This is a genomic window from Oceanobacillus piezotolerans, assembly GCF_003665065.1.
In the GTDB taxonomy this organism is placed as follows: Bacteria; Bacillota; Bacilli; order Bacillales; family Amphibacillaceae; genus Oceanobacillus; species Oceanobacillus piezotolerans.
The window spans coordinates 560,306-576,292 of sequence record NZ_RCHR01000003.1; the positions used below are offsets into that span (position 1 = coordinate 560,306).

At 37.2% G+C, this 15,987-nt stretch carries 14 protein-coding genes; all 14 read left to right on the forward strand.

What is annotated here, in order from left to right:
• Positions 1-2 precede the first annotated feature (2 nt).
• The 14 genes from D8M04_RS10850 (at position 3) to rpsO (ending at position 15,895) form a co-directional block, all read left to right on the forward strand.
• The gene (locus D8M04_RS10850; protein ID WP_121522932.1) at positions 3-791 is read left to right on the forward strand and encodes a phosphatidate cytidylyltransferase; all 789 of its coding nucleotides are present in this window, start codon (positions 3-5) and stop codon (positions 789-791) included.
• Positions 792-1,068: 277 nt separating this feature from the next.
• Positions 1,069-2,343 (forward strand): RIP metalloprotease RseP, encoded by a 1,275-nt coding sequence (rseP, locus tag D8M04_RS10855; protein ID WP_121522933.1) that lies wholly within the window; start codon positions 1,069-1,071, stop codon positions 2,341-2,343.
• A gap of 651 nt (positions 2,344-2,994) precedes the next feature.
• Positions 2,995-7,287, forward strand: a complete 4,293-nt coding sequence (locus D8M04_RS10860; RefSeq protein WP_121522934.1) for a PolC-type DNA polymerase III — start codon at positions 2,995-2,997, stop codon at positions 7,285-7,287.
• Between the two features lie 220 nt (positions 7,288-7,507).
• Positions 7,508-8,326 (forward strand): STAS domain-containing protein, encoded by an 819-nt coding sequence (locus D8M04_RS10865; protein WP_121522935.1) that lies wholly within the window; start codon positions 7,508-7,510, stop codon positions 8,324-8,326.
• A gap of 287 nt (positions 8,327-8,613) precedes the next feature.
• Positions 8,614-9,084: a ribosome maturation factor RimP gene (rimP, locus tag D8M04_RS10870; protein ID WP_121522936.1), complete on the forward strand. Its 471-nt coding sequence runs from the start codon at positions 8,614-8,616 to the stop codon at positions 9,082-9,084.
• 15 nt (positions 9,085-9,099) lie between these two features.
• Entirely contained in the window at positions 9,100-10,197 is a 1,098-nt protein-coding gene (nusA, locus tag D8M04_RS10875) for a transcription termination factor NusA (RefSeq protein ID WP_121522937.1), read from the forward strand.
• Positions 10,198-10,206: 9 nt separating this feature from the next.
• Positions 10,207-10,488, forward strand: a complete 282-nt coding sequence (gene rnpM / locus D8M04_RS10880; RefSeq protein WP_121522938.1) for an RNase P modulator RnpM — start codon at positions 10,207-10,209, stop codon at positions 10,486-10,488.
• Entirely contained in the window at positions 10,481-10,780 is a 300-nt protein-coding gene (locus tag D8M04_RS10885; protein WP_121522939.1) for a YlxQ family RNA-binding protein, read from the forward strand. The genes rnpM and D8M04_RS10885 overlap by 8 nt, the downstream gene beginning before the upstream one ends.
• 20 nt (positions 10,781-10,800) lie before the next feature.
• A complete protein-coding gene (infB, locus tag D8M04_RS10890) occupies positions 10,801-12,909 on the forward strand; it encodes a translation initiation factor IF-2 (protein WP_121522940.1) in 2,109 nt (702 codons plus the stop codon).
• Complete coding sequence (locus tag D8M04_RS10895; RefSeq protein ID WP_121522941.1) at positions 12,906-13,184, forward strand: DUF503 domain-containing protein; 279 nt, start codon at positions 12,906-12,908, stop codon at positions 13,182-13,184. Before infB ends, D8M04_RS10895 begins: the two co-directional genes overlap by 4 nt.
• Positions 13,185-13,224: 40 nt before the next feature.
• Entirely contained in the window at positions 13,225-13,566 is a 342-nt protein-coding gene (rbfA, locus tag D8M04_RS10900; RefSeq protein WP_121522942.1) for a 30S ribosome-binding factor RbfA, read from the forward strand.
• A 73-nt stretch (positions 13,567-13,639) separates the two neighbouring features.
• On the forward strand, positions 13,640-14,530 hold the full coding sequence (gene truB / locus D8M04_RS10905; protein ID WP_121522943.1) for a tRNA pseudouridine(55) synthase TruB: 891 nt from the start codon (positions 13,640-13,642) through the stop codon (positions 14,528-14,530).
• Between the two features lie 22 nt (positions 14,531-14,552).
• Positions 14,553-15,497, forward strand: a complete 945-nt coding sequence (locus D8M04_RS10910) for a bifunctional riboflavin kinase/FAD synthetase (protein WP_121522944.1) — start codon at positions 14,553-14,555, stop codon at positions 15,495-15,497.
• 128 nt (positions 15,498-15,625) lie between these two features.
• A complete protein-coding gene (rpsO, locus tag D8M04_RS10915; RefSeq protein WP_121522945.1) occupies positions 15,626-15,895 on the forward strand; it encodes a 30S ribosomal protein S15 in 270 nt (89 codons plus the stop codon).
• The last annotated feature ends 92 nt before the right edge of the window (positions 15,896-15,987 follow it).

A 15,987-nucleotide genomic window follows, 5' to 3' on the forward strand; every position in this document is an offset into this window, starting at 1 on the left:
ATATGAAACAACGTACAATCACTGCACTACTAGCCCTAGCCGTCTTTCTGCCATTTGTCATCATTGGTGGATTGCCATTTACTGTTCTGGTTTATATACTAGCAACAGTGGGCTTATTGGAATTAATTAAAATGCGTAAAATTGGAGATTATCTAGTTCCCTCTGTTATTGCTGTTTTCTTACTTTGGTTAATTTTATACCAAAGCACCTGGCCATCTCTCTTAAATTTAGATAAATTTGAATGGATTACCTTTGTGGTGTTAATTATTCTGGCATATACTGTATTGGTGAAAAATAAATTTACCTTCGACCATGCAGGATTTATTCTTCTTGCTACATTCTACTTAGGACTCGGTTTCTATTATTTAATTGAAGTAAGAAATGGTACGGAAGGATTGTCCAACATTTTCTTTGCCTTTCTTGTTATTTGGTCTACTGATACAGGAGCTTATATTTTTGGACGTTTGTTTGGAAAACGTAAACTTTGGCCAACTATTAGTCCAAACAAAACAATAGAAGGAGCTCTTGGTGGTATCTTCCTTGCTTGTGTTGTTGCTGTTGTCTTTCATGCGATAAATCCTTTTCCGCATAGTCTAATTATTGTAATCTTAGTAACTATTTTAGCCTCCATATTTGGACAGGTTGGTGACTTAGTCGAATCTGCTCTAAAGCGGAACTACGGTGTGAAGGATTCTGGTAAAATTTTACCTGGCCATGGCGGGATTTTAGACCGTTTTGACAGTCTGTTATTTGTACTGCCATTGTTACACATCATTCAATTCTTTGTTTAAGTTAATGGAGAACGGACAACTTTCTATAATAAGATTAAATGAAAAGGCATAAATAATAATTAGGACAATAAAGCAATGAAACTTCAGAAAGTATGGTCTCCTGATCTGCCACTATTTGGGATAACCGCAATTCATTAAAACAACCCTGATTGTTGACTTGCTGTCTTCCCCAGCTTATAATTCCTGTGTTTCCTGGAATTCTTGAAGTAGGGGGCTTATAGCCAGTTAACCAGTGATAAAGTTTTTCCCTATACCTAGAAAAAGGATGGTGCTTTATTTGACGACTGTATTAGCCTTTATTTTTATGTTTGGCTTGCTCGTGTTTGTACATGAGTGGGGTCATATGATTTTCGCGAAACGCGCAGGCATGCTTGTACGAGAATTTGCCATTGGATTCGGGCCTAAAGTTCTGTCGTTTACAAGAAATGAGACATTGTATACGATTCGATTAATACCAGCTGGTGGATATGTGCGAGTAGCCGGTGAGGATCCAGAGATTATTGAAATTAAGCCCGGACATCATATAGCCTTAACCTTCAACAGGGAAGGAAAAGTCGATAAAATCATTGTTAATAATAAATCCAAATATCCCGAGGCTAGAGTAATTGAGGTAGAGCAGGTGGATTTGGACCACCAGCTTTTTATTGAGGGATATGAGTTGGATGACGATGAAACTAAGCTTCGCTTTGAAGTTGATCGTAAAGCATTCTTTGTAATGGATGAGAAGGAAACACAAATTGCACCATATGACCGTCAGTTTGCATCAAAAACGGCTGGACAGCGAGCAATGCAGCTGTTTGCAGGACCGTTAATGAATTTTATCCTTGCTATTGTTCTCTTTATTATTCTAGGACTTGTTCAAGGTGTTCCTGCTGAAGAGGCGAAAATGGGGGAGATTCTACCTGATACTGCAGCCGAAGAAGCGGGCCTAATGGCAAACGATGAAGTGATAGAAATAGAAGGAAACTCTATTTCAACTTGGCAAGAGTTTACGAGTATCGTTCAGCAAAATCCTGGTGAAGAATTAAACATGACTATATTAAGGGACGGTCAAGAAGAATCAGTTACGGTAATTCCAGAGGAAGTAGAGGCAGTAGACCAAAAGGGTGAACCGATCTCAATTGGTAAAATCGGAGTCTACGCAGCTTATGAAAAATCAATCCTTGGTACACTTCAATATGGCTTCCAACAAACATATGAGATAACTAAATTAGTTATAACCAACCTATTGATGTTAATCACAGGTCAAATTCCAATTGATGTGCTGTCAGGACCTGTAGGAATTTATGATGCAACAGATCAAGTAGTTCAAACAGGATTTATGAGTCTAATTATGTGGACTGCTATGTTGAGTGTAAATCTAGGAATTGTAAACCTTGTTCCACTGCCAGCTCTAGATGGGGGCAGATTATTGTTTGTTGGAATAGAAAAGTTAAGAGGAAAACCTATTCCACCGGAAAAAGAAGGAATCTTTCACTTTGTAGGATTTGCTTTCTTAATGCTGCTAATGTTAGTTGTTACATGGAATGATATACAAAGACTTTTCCTATAGAATTAAAAGCAGAACCCTTGTCTAATATCGATGACAAGGGTTCTGTATAATTATGGATAATTACTTTTAGTAACACTAATATGGATAAGGTTATGATAGAATGACTAGTGAAGGATAGACATCACCTTAATGTTTTATATTTTAATTTAGGTAGACTGTGAGTTTATTTAATTTTAAATAGTGCATGGAACCGCTCCGGAAATACACTACGCTTTCCACGGGCGGCTGCTGAGCCTCCTCGAGACTGTCGTCTCTGCGGGGTCTCACCTAGGCCTGTCCTCCCGTAGGAGTCTCCGTGTATTTCCTCCGCTAGTCTGGTGCTATAAAGAAAACACAACTCAAAATATGAAGTGATTGCAGCGGAAGGTAGTCGACTCCTGCGGGAAAAGCAACAAGCGAAGACCCCGCAGGAAGTGGTCTTCTTCCGAGGAGGCTGAGACGTTGCCCGCGGAAAGCGTACTGCCTGCAGCGGAAATCACCAGTACATGTTTCCAGAGTGTTTTCCGGGCTAGGCTACACAATAAACTATTTTAAAATTAGTTAATCAGCAGTTTCTATCAACTTTTTATAAAATAGATCAAGTTAACAGAAAAACAAAATAAGTCAACGATTACTTTAGAACTTGCAATCTAATTGTAAGGGGAGAATATGATGGACATTTCAAAAAAGGAGAAAATGCATTTATTACTAAAGCAAATACACATGCCTGAAGAAATAGTAAATAAGCATTTTCAAGAAAGTTATATAGAGAAACTAGAAGTTTATAAGCATACGAAAACATGGCATTTCTATATCCATAACATAAATATTATTCCACCAGATGTTTATCAAATCTTTTACACTAAACTAAAAGAAGCTTTTCATCAAATTGCAGCGATTGAGCTTTCCATAGAAACTGCTAATAAAGATTGTGACCCAGAGACTATAGTAGGTTATTGGCAAAACTTTATTGGATCTATAACCAATCTTTCACCTGCATACAAGGATTTGGTACGCAATCAAGTCCCTCAAGTGGAAAATAATAAGATTATGTTAACTGCTAGAAATGGTGCGGAAGCAAATGCTTTAAAAAAAAGGTTAGAAGAAGAATTTAAGCAATATTGCGGAAAAATTGGTGCTTTATCGTATCATTTAGAAATAGAAGTAAAAACAAATTTAGAAGATATACAAAAGTTCAGAGAGAGAAAAGCACAAGAAGACTACTCTATGGTATTGAAAACCGTCCAGGAAAAAGAAAAGCGTGATCAAGATAAATCAAAGCAGGATGATAATAAACCATTTATGATTGGTTACAAAATTCAAGATGAACCTATGCCTATGGAGCAAATTCTAGAAGAGGAACGTAAGGTTACGGTTCAAGGATATGTCTTTTCTGTAGAGATAAGAGAATTGCGTTCTGGCAGAAGCTTACTTATTTTAAAAGCAACGGATTACTCTGATTCCTTGCAGATTAAGATGTTCTCAAGAGGAGATGAGGACGCAGAAAAGTTCAAATCTCTGAAAGAAGGAACGTGGATTAAAGCAAGGGGAAGTATCCAGACTGATATGTATACTAATGAATTAGCAATGATGGCTAATGATATTACTGAAATTAAAGTAGCATCACGCGAGGATAAGGGCCATAAAGAGGAGAAAAGAGTAGAGCTGCATGCCCATACTACGATGAGTCAAATCGATGCGGTTGTCTCTCCATCTGCATTGATCAGTCAAGCAGCCAAATGGGGTCATAAGGCAATTGCAATCACTGATCATGCCGGTGTTCAAGGTTTTCCAGACGCATACGCAGCAGGGAAGAAGAATGGTATAAAAGTAATCTATGGTGTGGAAGCAAATTTAGTCGATGATGGAGTACCAATTGCCTATAATGAAGCAGACCTCTTATTAGAAACTTCCTCTTATGTCGTATTTGACGTGGAAACTACAGGGCTGTCTGCTGTTTATGATACCATTATCGAGCTTGCTGCAGTGAGAATTGAAAAAGGGGAAATAGTTGATCGATTCGAGAGATTTGCTAACCCTCATCATCCATTATCAGATACAACAATAGAACTTACAGGAATCACGGATGAGATGGTTAAGGATGCTCCTGAAGTCGAAGAAGTTTTGAAAGATTTCCATAAGTGGATGGGTGATAGTATTCTTGTTGCCCACAATGCCAGCTTTGACATGGGGTTTCTTAACCAGGGATTGAAGCGAATTGGATATGAAAAAGCAAATAATCCGGTCATTGATACACTTGAACTTGCACGATTTCTATTTCCTGAGTTGAAAAACCACCGCTTAAACACCCTATGTAAGAAATTGGATATTGAACTAACCCAGCATCACCGTGCAATATATGATGCGGAAGCAACAGGATATCTATTGTGGAAACTAGTTCAGCGTTTGTTAAATCAAGGGATAGAAAATCATAAGGATCTTAATAATCATATGGGTGAAGGAAATGCTTATCAGAGATCAAGACCTTATCATTGTACTATCATCGCGAAAAATGATGAAGGCTTAAAGAACCTGTACAAGCTTGTTTCTTATGCACACATCGATTACTTTTACCGAGTCCCACGTATCCCGCGTTCTGTACTTCAAAAACATCGATCTGGTTTATTAATTGGTACTGCCTGTGATAAAGGAGAAGTATTTGAAACGATGATGCAGAAGTCTGCTGAAGAGGCGGAACAAGTGGCTCAATTCTATGATTATATTGAGGTACAACCACCTGCCAATTATGTACATCTCCTTGAAAAGGAACTTGTACAGAACGAGGCGCAGGTCTTGGATATCATATCCAAATTAGTAGCTTTAGGAGAACGTTTAGAAAAACGAGTTGTTGCAACTGGAAACGTTCATTATTTGGAAGAACGAGATAAAATATATCGCCAAATTTTAATTAAATCTCAAGCTGGGAACCCATTAAATCGTCAAACACTTCCTGATACTCCATTTCGAACTACAGAGGAAATGATGGAAGCTTTCCGCTTCCTTGGAGAAGAAAAGGCACACGAAATTGTGGTAACAAACACTAATGCTCTAGCTGATGAGATGGAAGAGATTTCACCAGTGAAGCACGATTTGTATACGCCTAATATTGAGGGGGCAGAGCAAGAAATTCGTGATTTATCCTATAATCGGGCGAAAAGTATTTATGGTGAACCTGTTCCTAAAATAGTGGTAGATCGTTTAGAAAAAGAATTGGATAGTATTATCGGAAATGGATTTGCTGTTATTTATCTAATTTCCCAGAAGCTAGTAAAGAAATCCCTAGTTGACGGTTACTTAGTAGGGTCTCGTGGTTCAGTTGGATCTTCTTTAGTTGCAACGATGACAGAAATTACAGAAGTTAACCCATTGCCGCCGCATTATGTATGCAGTGGTTGTCATTATAACGAATTTATCACGGATGGTTCTGTGGGAAGTGGTTTTGACCTTCCGGATAAAGAATGTCCAAAATGTGGAACCTCCCTTGATAAAGACGGACAAGATATACCGTTCGAAACGTTCCTTGGTTTCAAAGGTGATAAAGTCCCTGATATTGATTTGAACTTCTCTGGTGCTTATCAGCCTCGAGCACATAATTATACGAAAGAACTGTTTGGTGAAGATTACGTATACCGTGCTGGAACGATAGGTACGGTTGCTGAAAAAACTGCTTATGGGTATGTGAAAGGATTTGCGTCTGATAATAATATCGTATATAAGAATGCAGAAGTAGATCGGCTTGTAAAAGGATGTACGGGTGTGAAACGCACAACAGGTCAGCATCCTGGTGGTATAATTGTTGTTCCGTCTGACATGGAAATTTATGATTTTACACCAATACAGTATCCAGCAGATGATCGTAATAGTGAATGGAAAACAACCCACTTTGATTTCCATTCCATCCATGATAACTTACTAAAGTTAGATATACTTGGACACGATGATCCAACTGTGATTCGTATGTTACAGGACTTAAGCGGAATTGAACCAAAAGATATCCCAACAGATGATCCAGAGGTAATGAAAATCTTTTCCGGTACAGAGTCACTTGGAGTAACACCAGAGCAAATAAACTGTAAAACTGGCACATTAGGCGTTCCGGAATTCGGTACGAGATTTGTTAGACAAATGCTAGAAGATACCAAGCCATCTACCTTCTCGGAACTGCTAATCATTTCTGGTCTTTCCCACGGTACAGATGTTTGGCTTGGGAATGCACAGGATTTAATTAATGATGGGATTTGTGAATTGGCTGACGTAATCGGATGTAGGGATGATATTATGGTATATCTAATGCATAAAGGCTTAGAACCATCCCTAGCATTTAAAATCATGGAGTTTGTTCGTAAAGGTAAGGGTCTACAGGATGAGTGGATAGTAGAAATGAAAAAGAATGGTGTACCTGATTGGTATATTGATTCATGTAAAAAGATTAAATACATGTTCCCGAAAGCACATGCTGCTGCCTATGTATTGATGGCCATACGTATCGCTTATTTCAAAGTACATCATCCCATTCTATTTTACGCAGCATATTTTACAGTTCGTGCAGATGATTTCGATTTGGAAACAATGCACAAAGGCTCTGATGCTATCCGCAAAAGAATTCAAGAAATCAGCGTCAAGGGAAATGATGCCTCACCAAAAGAGAAAAACCTGATGACGGTATTAGAAGTAGCACTTGAAATGTGTGAAAGAGGATTTGCGTTTAAAAAAGTAGATCTTTATAAGTCAAGCGCTGCTGAATTTTTGGTTGATGGTGACAGCTTAATACCACCATTTAATGCAATTGACGGATTAGGAACAAATGCTGCAATCAATATAGTAAAAGCTAGAGAGGAAGGGGAATTCCTTTCCAAAGAGGACTTGCGTGAACGCAGTAAAATTAGTAAAACAGTCCTTGAGTATCTAGATAATATGGGTTGCTTGGAAGGCATGGCCGAGAAAAATCAATTGTCACTATTCTAATTTGTTATTATCTAAACCATAAAAATCTTTAGTAGTTTGAAAAGAACATTTCTTGGGTATCTTTATACAGGCATAACTACTTCTTGTTCAAACTTTTTAAATCAACGAAAGCAGAGATCCCAGTTACAATTACTTTCTTATGAATCTTTTAAGGTGTATATTAAATAATAGTAAATTGTTTATATTTCATCTACTTTTTAACTAATAAGGGTGTGTTGGCATGGAATATGTATTTTTTAAAGATGAAGGACTTAATCAATTTCATTTAGATAATAAGGAATTATTTGAGGAAAGATTATTAGAAGAAGCAGTAAACGTCAAAGATAAAATTGAAGAAATTAAACTAATAGGAAATATTAATTTAATTGCAAATGCTCATAATGTTGTTCTATATGTTGTCAATGGCAATGAAAAGGAATTAATCGAGTTTGGAAAAAAAGAAGGCATCGCATGGGCTAAGAACAATTTAACTCTATCATTTAAGATAGAATGGATTCAGGCAATTCGAATGACACTGTGGGACTTTTTAAATAAATATAGACAGCTGAATTCTGAGAAGGACACGGAATGGTTCTACAAGATGGGTAAACAAATTAATCGTCTATTGGACGTGTTCTTTAAGGGATTCTTTCTAAGCTACTCCCATTATAAAGATGACTTAATTGAATCTCAGAGGAAGTTAGTTGAACATTTATCTGTACCAGTTATTCCTGTTTCCTCTTCCGTTAGTGTTATTCCTTTAATTGGAACAATCGATGAATATCGTGCAATGATTATGGAGGAGAAGGTACTGCAAACCATTAGAGATCATAGTATCCAAACCATTATTTTAGACTTATCAGGAATCGCTGAAATGGATTACAACGTCATTCAAAAATTTATGAAGTTGTTTGAAGGTATTAAAATTTTGGGCTGCGACCCAATTATTACAGGTTTACGACCAGAGGTGGTTAGTAGTATTGCTAAATTGGATATGTCCTTTAGTAAAAAGGCAAAATCCAAAGCTACTTTACAACAAGCAATAAAAGACTATCTATAATTCGTATTAAATGCAGTTATAAGACATTTCACGGTTTATTATGGTAATTCTTGCATCCTTTTGCTATTTATGATATTCTTTTTATGGTAAGTATTGATACGTCAGTTCAGGAGAGTGGGTGAACAGCCCACTCTTTCTTCATAACTTCTATTCTTCTTGTTAAACTTCTCCCTTGCCACGACTTTCGGCAGGGGTTTTATATTGAATAGATAGTTTTCATACCTTGGTTCATAATAAGTAATAGACAAATTCTAACAACAAGTTTGAAACGAAAAAGGAGGATTTATGTGAGTTCTCAAGTTACCAAAACAACGGAGGAATTAGTTCTGCCTATTCTAGAGAAAAAGCAATTAGAACTAGTAGATATAGAATATGTTAAAGAAGGGAAAAACTATTTTCTGCGTGTCTATATTGATAAACCAGGTGGAATAGATATAGCAGAGTGTGGAGAAGTTTCCGAGCAGCTGAGTGAAAAACTAGATGAGAAAGACCCTATTAAGGATCCATATTTTCTTGAGGTATCATCACCAGGTGTCGAAAGACCGTTAAAGACAAAAGCAGATTTTGAAAAGAATGTAACTCAAAATGTATATATCAAATTATATGAGCCAATTGACAATGAGAAGGAATATGAAGGCATCATGAAAGACTTCAGTAATGATATCGTGACATTGGAATATAAAGTGAAAACTCGTAAGAAAACGGTTGAAATACCATTTGATAAAATAGCAAAAGCTAGGCTTGCTGTAGTTTTTTAAAGGGGGAGAAGGAAATTGAGCAGTCAATTGTTCGAAGCAATTGAGTTTTTATCGAAAGAAAAAGGAATTGAAAAAGAAGTATTACTTGAAGCTCTGGAAGCTGCTCTGATATCAGCATACAAGAAGAATTTCAAATCCGCATCCAATGTAAGGGTGGAACTGAATGAAGTAACTGGAAAGATGAGTGTTTATTCTAGAAAGACAGTAGTAGAAGAAGTGGAAGATTCACAACAAGAAGTTTCTCTCGAAGAAGCTAGACTTTCTGATCCGAACCACGAGGTGGATGATATTATTGAAGTTGAAGTCACACCAAAGGATTTTGGAAGAATTGCGGCTCAAGCAGCTAAGCAAGTCGTAACACAGCGTGTGAGAGAAGCGGAACGTGGAGTAATCTTCTCTGAATATATTGACCGTGAAGATGATGTCATGACAGGTATTATTCAACGAAAGGATTCCCGCTTTGTGTATGTTAATTTAGGTAAAATAGAAGCAAAGCTGGCTGAATCTGAACAAATGCCAACAGAAGAATATTTGATTCACGATCGAATTAAAGTGTATGTAACAAAAGTAGAAAATACTAGTAAAGGACCACAAATTTTTATTTCGCGCTCACATCCAGGTTTATTAAAACGCCTATTCGAAATGGAAGTTCCAGAAATTTACGATGGAACTGTCGAAATTAAGTCTGTTGCTAGAGAAGCTGGAGATCGTTCTAAAATCTCCGTACATGCACAAGATCCAGAGGTTGATGCAGTTGGTTCATGTGTTGGTCAAAAAGGTCAGCGAGTACAAGCGATTGTCAATGAATTAAAAGGGGAAAAGATTGATATCGTGGAATGGTCTGAGGATCCTAAGGTTTATGTTTCGAATGCACTTAGTCCTTCTAAGGTTACAGAAGTGCTAGTGAATGAAGAAGATAAAGCAACCACAGTTATTGTTCCTGATTATCAACTGTCCCTTGCTATTGGAAAACGTGGTCAAAATGCTCGACTTGCTGCTAAGCTAACAGGGTGGAAGATAGACATTAAGAGTGAATCTGATGCAAAAGAAGAAGGCTTATTAGGAGAAACAGAGGAAACTTATTCTGACGAAAGTGAAGACTTGTTTGAATAAGGAGGAACGATAAAGGTGAAGAAAAGAAAAACGCCAGAACGAAAATGCATTATTACAAATGAAATGAAGCCAAAAAAAGAGTTGATTCGGATCGTTCGTAATAAAGAGGGAGAAGTCTTCGTTGACGAAACCGGCAAGAAAAACGGACGAGGTGCTTATCTTTCCAGAAGCTTAGATGTTATTGAACAGGCTGAGAAGTCAAATGAATTAAATAGACATTTAAATGCTGAAGTGGATGCTTCTATATATGAAGAACTAAAAGAATTGGTAAGGTCTAATAAACATGAATAAAAACTATTTGAATATGATAGGTTTGGCATACCGTGCTAGAAAGTGTTCGCTTGGGGAAGAAACCATACTTAAAGATATTCAAAGGCAACAAGCAAAGCTAGTACTTATAGCGAGTGACACAGGTCCACAGACCATGAAGCGATTGACAGACAAATGCAAATATTATAAAGTGCCTTACCTAATTGTAGATGACCGGGAAACATTAGCAAATGCATTAGGAAAGTCACAAAGGGTGGCAGTAGCAATACTCGATCGTGGATTTGCAAAGAAAATTATGTCGTTAATCGGTTAATTAATTTCGGGGGTGAACGTATGAGTAAAATGCGTGTATATGAATATGCAAAAGAAAATAATACAACCAGTAAAGATGTTATAGACTATTTAAAAAAAGTAAATGTAGAAGTATCCAACCATATGTCTACTATTTCTGCTGATACAGTACAAAAATTGGATGAAAAATTTAAACCAAAGCAAGCGGCAGAGAAAGAGAATTCGAATGGTGCAAAACCAAACAATTCTTCGAAAGCTCCAGTGAAGAAGAAACCTGGTAAACCACAAAACCAACAAAAAACAAATCATCATCAGAGTAATAATAAGAATAAGAAAAATAAAGGGCCTAAAAAAGGAAGGGATTCTCAAGTACAGCAAAAGCCTGTTGTAAAAGAAACCCCTAAAAAAATTACTTATAGCGACACATTAACTGTAAGCGGCCTTGCAGAAAAACTGAATAAAGAGCCGGCAGAACTTATCAAGAAATTAATGTTTCTTGGTGTAATGGCTACAAAAAATCAGGATTTGGATGATGATGCAGTCGAATTAATTTGCAGTGAATATGATGTAGAAGTAGAAAAAGAAATCATACTAGAGGATACAGATTTAGATAAATACGTTATTGAAGATGATGAAGGAAGTCTCATTGAAAGACCTGCCGTTGTTACTATTATGGGTCACGTTGACCATGGTAAAACTACTTTGCTTGACTCTATCCGTCATACAAAAGTTACTGCAGCAGAAGCTGGGGGAATTACACAGCATATCGGGGCATATCAAGTAGAAGTAGAAGACAAGAAAATAACGTTCTTAGATACTCCTGGTCACGCGGCGTTTACAAGCATGCGTTCTCGAGGTGCACAAGTTACGGATATTGCGATTCTTGTGGTAGCTGCTGATGATGGTGTTATGCCACAAACAGTTGAAGCTATTAATCATGCAAAAGCTGCTGAAGTTCCAATTATCGTTGCAGTAAATAAGGTGGACAAGGAAACTGCAAATCCTGATCGTGTTATGCAGGAATTAACAGAACATGAGCTCATTCCAGAAGACTGGGGTGGAAGTACTATTTTTGTTAACCTATCCGCTCTTAAAAATGAGGGAATTGATGATTTACTAGAAATGATACTTCTAGTAGCTGAAGTGGAAGAACTAAAAGCAAATCCAAATGCCAATGCATTCGGTTCTGTTATCGAAGCACAATTAGATAAAGGAAAGGGTAGTGTTGCTACCTTACTTGTACAGAATGGGACCCTTCGTGTTGGAGATTCCATTGTTGTAGGAAGTACTTTTGGACGTGTGCGTGCGATGATTAATGATATCGGCGAGCGCGTTACGGAAGCTGGTCCTTCTACTCCTGTAGAGATTACAGGTTTGCATGATGTCCCTCAGGCTGGTGATCAATTCTTAGTATTCAAAGACGAAAAGAAAGCTCGTCAGGTGGGTGAAGCTCGTCAACAAAAAGCCATTGCAGAAAATCGTACAGAGCATGTTAAGGTAAGCCTTGATGATTTGTTTGAACAAATCAAACAAGGGGAAATGAAAGAATTGAATATTATTATTAAAGCTGATGTTCAAGGATCTACAGAAGCTTTAGCATCTTCTCTTCAAAAAATTGATGTTGAAGGTGTTAAAATTAATATCATTCACTCTGGCGCTGGTGCAATTACAGAATCTGACATTATATTAGCATCTGCTTCTAACGCTATTATTATTGGGTTTAATGTACGTCCAGATGCTAACGCTAAGAATGCAGCAGAACGTGAAAAAGTAGACATTCGTTTACATCGCGTCATCTATAGTGCAATTGAAGAGATTGAATCTGCGATGAAAGGCATGCTTGATCCAGAATTTGAAGAGAAAGTTATCGGGCAAGCAGAAGTACGTGAAACATTCAAGGTTTCTAAAGTTGGTACCATTGCAGGAAGCTATGTAACAGATGGTAAACTTACACGTGATGCTGGTGTGAGACTGATTCGTGATGGTGTGGTCCTTTATGAAGGTGAAATTGATACCTTAAAACGTTTTAAAGACGATGTAAAAGAAGTGGCACAAAATTACGAATGTGGAATAACAATAAGTAACTTTAATGATATTAAGGTTGGAGATGTCATCGAGGCATTTGTAATGGAGGAAATAGAACGTAAATGATTGTTTATGCTGAGGTAGAATGTATCATGTACGAAGGCAGTTCACTTAAGCAGAAGCGTTCTATAATCAAGCGGGTAATGGCAAAGCTTAAGAATGATTTCAATATCGCAATTACTGAGCTTGACCATCATGACGTTTGGCAGCGAACCAAGTTTGGAATTGCGACCGTTTCAACAAGTTATTCTCATGCAGAGCAAGTTATGCAAGAGGTTTTGCGTGTTATTGATACATTCCCTGAGCTTGAGCGTACCATTACAGAAGTCGAGCGCAGATGAACAAGCTTAATTTCTGAAGGTATCTAAACGAGGTGAAAACATGGCTGAATTACGTGCAAATCGTGTAGCTGAGCAAATGAAAAAAGAATTGGGTGAAATTCTCACACGGAAAATTAAAGACCCAAGAGTAGGTTTCGTTACGGTTACAGATGTTGATGTTACAGGTGATCTGCAACAAGCAAAAGTATATATTTCTGTTTTAGGTGATGAGAAGCAGAAACAGGATACTTTATTAGGCTTAGCGAAAGCGAAAGGGTTTATTCGTTCTGAGATAGGCAAGCGAATTCGATTAAGAAAAACACCTGAACTTACGTTTGAATTTGATGAGGCTTTTGCGTACGGTAATCGTATTGAATCTTTAATACGTGACTTAAATAAATAATCAAAAAAAATCTGACTCTCTCTTCTTAAGAACGAGTCAGATTTTTCCATGCTTTACATAGGAGTGATTAATATTGAATGGTATTCTGCCATTATGGAAGCCAAAAGGTTATACATCTCATGATTGTGTGATGAAGATTCGAAAATGGTATAAAACAAAGAAGGTCGGTCACACTGGGACACTTGATCCAGAAGTGGAAGGAATGCTGCCTATTTGTATTGGTCAAGCAACCAAGATTGTCCCCTTTTTAACAGACACTAGAAAAACCTATATTGCAACGGTTCAATTAGGGTTATCCACAGATACAGAGGATGCCACCGGTGAAGTGATAGAGGAAATGAAAATAGACCGTATCCCCACAGAGGAAGAGGTTGATGATGTATTACAATCATTTTTAGGTACTACCAAGCAAATTCCTCCTATGTATTCAGCGGTTAAGGTTAACGGTAAGAAATTATACGAGTATGCAAGAGAGAATAAAAAAGTGGAACGACCTGTTCGGGAAATTGTTGTTTATGAAATAGAGCGATTATCAAAGGTGAATACGTCATTTCGGTTTCGAGTGATTTGTTCAAAAGGAACTTATATTAGAACCCTTTGTGTAGATATAGGAAAGAAACTAGGGTATCCTGCACACATGTCACATTTGGTTAGAACGGAAACTGGTTCATTTACAGAGAAAAATGCGATAACATTTGATATGATAGAAGATGCAGTAGAGAAAAATAAGCAGGAAGAATTGTTGTCTCCTATGATAAAAGGGTTAGATCATTTGGGGTTCTGGCAAGTTGACAACATGATAAAGAGAAGAGTATTAAACGGACAGAAACTGACAAGACCACAGGAAATCATGTCTAATGATCCATTTGTTATCATAGATGAACAACAACGAGTAATAGCAATCTATCAAATCCACCCTGAAGACGAAGAACAAATAAAACCTATCCGTGTTTTTAGTGAGTGAGAGAAAGAGCAGGTGACTGATTATGAGGACGTTTGAGTTAACATACCCTCATTCCTTAAATCTGGAGGACATTCCAAAAACAGTGGCAGCAATTGGCTTTTTTGATGGTATACATATTGGGCATCAACAAGTAATTAATGCTGCAATTCAAGAAGCAAAAACAAGAGACGTGGAAAGTGCGGTGATATCCTTTCATCCGCATCCATCTGTTGTACTGCGTAAGGATCATCCAAGTGTAAAATATATTACTCCTATGAAAGAAAAACAGGAAATCTTGCAAAAATTAGGAGTGGACAGGCTCTATATTATTACTTTCAACCAAGAATTATCTCAGCTTTCCCCACAGGAGTTTATTGATCACTTTATTATTGGATTAAACATTAAGCACCTTATAGCAGGTTTCGATTACACCTTTGGTTATAAAGGTAATGGCAATATGACAAACATAGAGGAATACACAAGGAGAGAATTTACACACTCTACCATTCCAAAAGTAATGTATGGTCAGGAAAAGGTAAGCTCAACAAGAATCAGAAATCTTTTAAATACCGGATTTGTTGACGAAGCAAATGTCCTGCTTGGTCGACCTTTTAGGATTGATGGAATTGTGATTAAAGGTGATCAGAGAGGAAGAGAGCTTGGATACCCTACAGCTAACATTAAAGTGAATCCAATTGCAATTATTCCTAAACCAGGAGTTTATGCTGTAAAAGCCTTGTATAAGAATGAAGTATACGAGGGGATGGCCAATATTGGAACGAATCCAACTTTTACAGCAGAGAGAACGGATTTATCTGTAGAAGTTAATTTATTTGATTATAATAATGACTTATATGGGGAAGAATTAATTGTAGAATGGCATAAATATATCCGAGAAGAGGAGAAATTTGCATCGGCACAATCCTTAATTGACCAAATGGCTTTGGATGAGAAGAACATTCGTGCTTTTTTCTCCGGTAAATCTTAACTATTTACTTGCAATTTCACGGAAAAAGCGTTATGCTTGTAAACGTAAAACCGTCGCTTGGCAAATCGTAACTCCGACGTTTGCTAGGGGATTGGGGCTATAGATATATTTTTAGGAGGTGTACGAACATGGCTATTACACAAGAACGTAAAAATGAACTTATCAACGAGTACAAAGTTCACGAAACTGATACGGGATCTCCTGAGGTACAAATCGCTGTACTTACAGAAGAAATCAATGCTCTAAACGAACATTTACGTGTTCACAAAAAAGATCACCATTCCCGTCGTGGATTATTAAAAATGGTTGGTAAACGTCGTAATCTACTTAACTACCTACGTAACAAAGATGTTACACGTTACCGTGAATTAATTAAACGACTAGGTTTACGTCGATAATTTTTAAGAAGCAGGAGAAATCCTGCTTCTTCTATTATCTACATATTTTGTACATATAACGAGAGATAACCAGACAGATTACAGTATTCCGT

What these genes read in the sequence shown, in the direction of transcription:
- D8M04_RS10850 (WP_121522932.1), top strand. Translation starts at nt 3, where the DNA reads ATGAAACAACGTACAATCACTGCACTACTAGCCCTAGCCGTCTTTCTG.
- D8M04_RS10860 (WP_121522934.1), top strand. Translation starts at nt 2,995, where the DNA reads ATGGACATTTCAAAAAAGGAGAAAATGCATTTATTACTAAAGCAAATA.
- D8M04_RS10865 (WP_121522935.1), top strand. Translation starts at nt 7,508, where the DNA reads ATGGAATATGTATTTTTTAAAGATGAAGGACTTAATCAATTTCATTTA.
- D8M04_RS10885 (WP_121522939.1), top strand. Translation starts at nt 10,481, where the DNA reads ATGAATAAAAACTATTTGAATATGATAGGTTTGGCATACCGTGCTAGA.
- infB (WP_121522940.1), top strand. Translation starts at nt 10,801, where the DNA reads ATGAGTAAAATGCGTGTATATGAATATGCAAAAGAAAATAATACAACC.
- D8M04_RS10895 (WP_121522941.1), top strand. Translation starts at nt 12,906, where the DNA reads ATGATTGTTTATGCTGAGGTAGAATGTATCATGTACGAAGGCAGTTCA.
- rbfA (WP_121522942.1), top strand. Translation starts at nt 13,225, where the DNA reads ATGGCTGAATTACGTGCAAATCGTGTAGCTGAGCAAATGAAAAAAGAA.
- D8M04_RS10910 (WP_121522944.1), top strand. Translation starts at nt 14,553, where the DNA reads ATGAGGACGTTTGAGTTAACATACCCTCATTCCTTAAATCTGGAGGAC.
- rpsO (WP_121522945.1), top strand. Translation starts at nt 15,626, where the DNA reads ATGGCTATTACACAAGAACGTAAAAATGAACTTATCAACGAGTACAAA.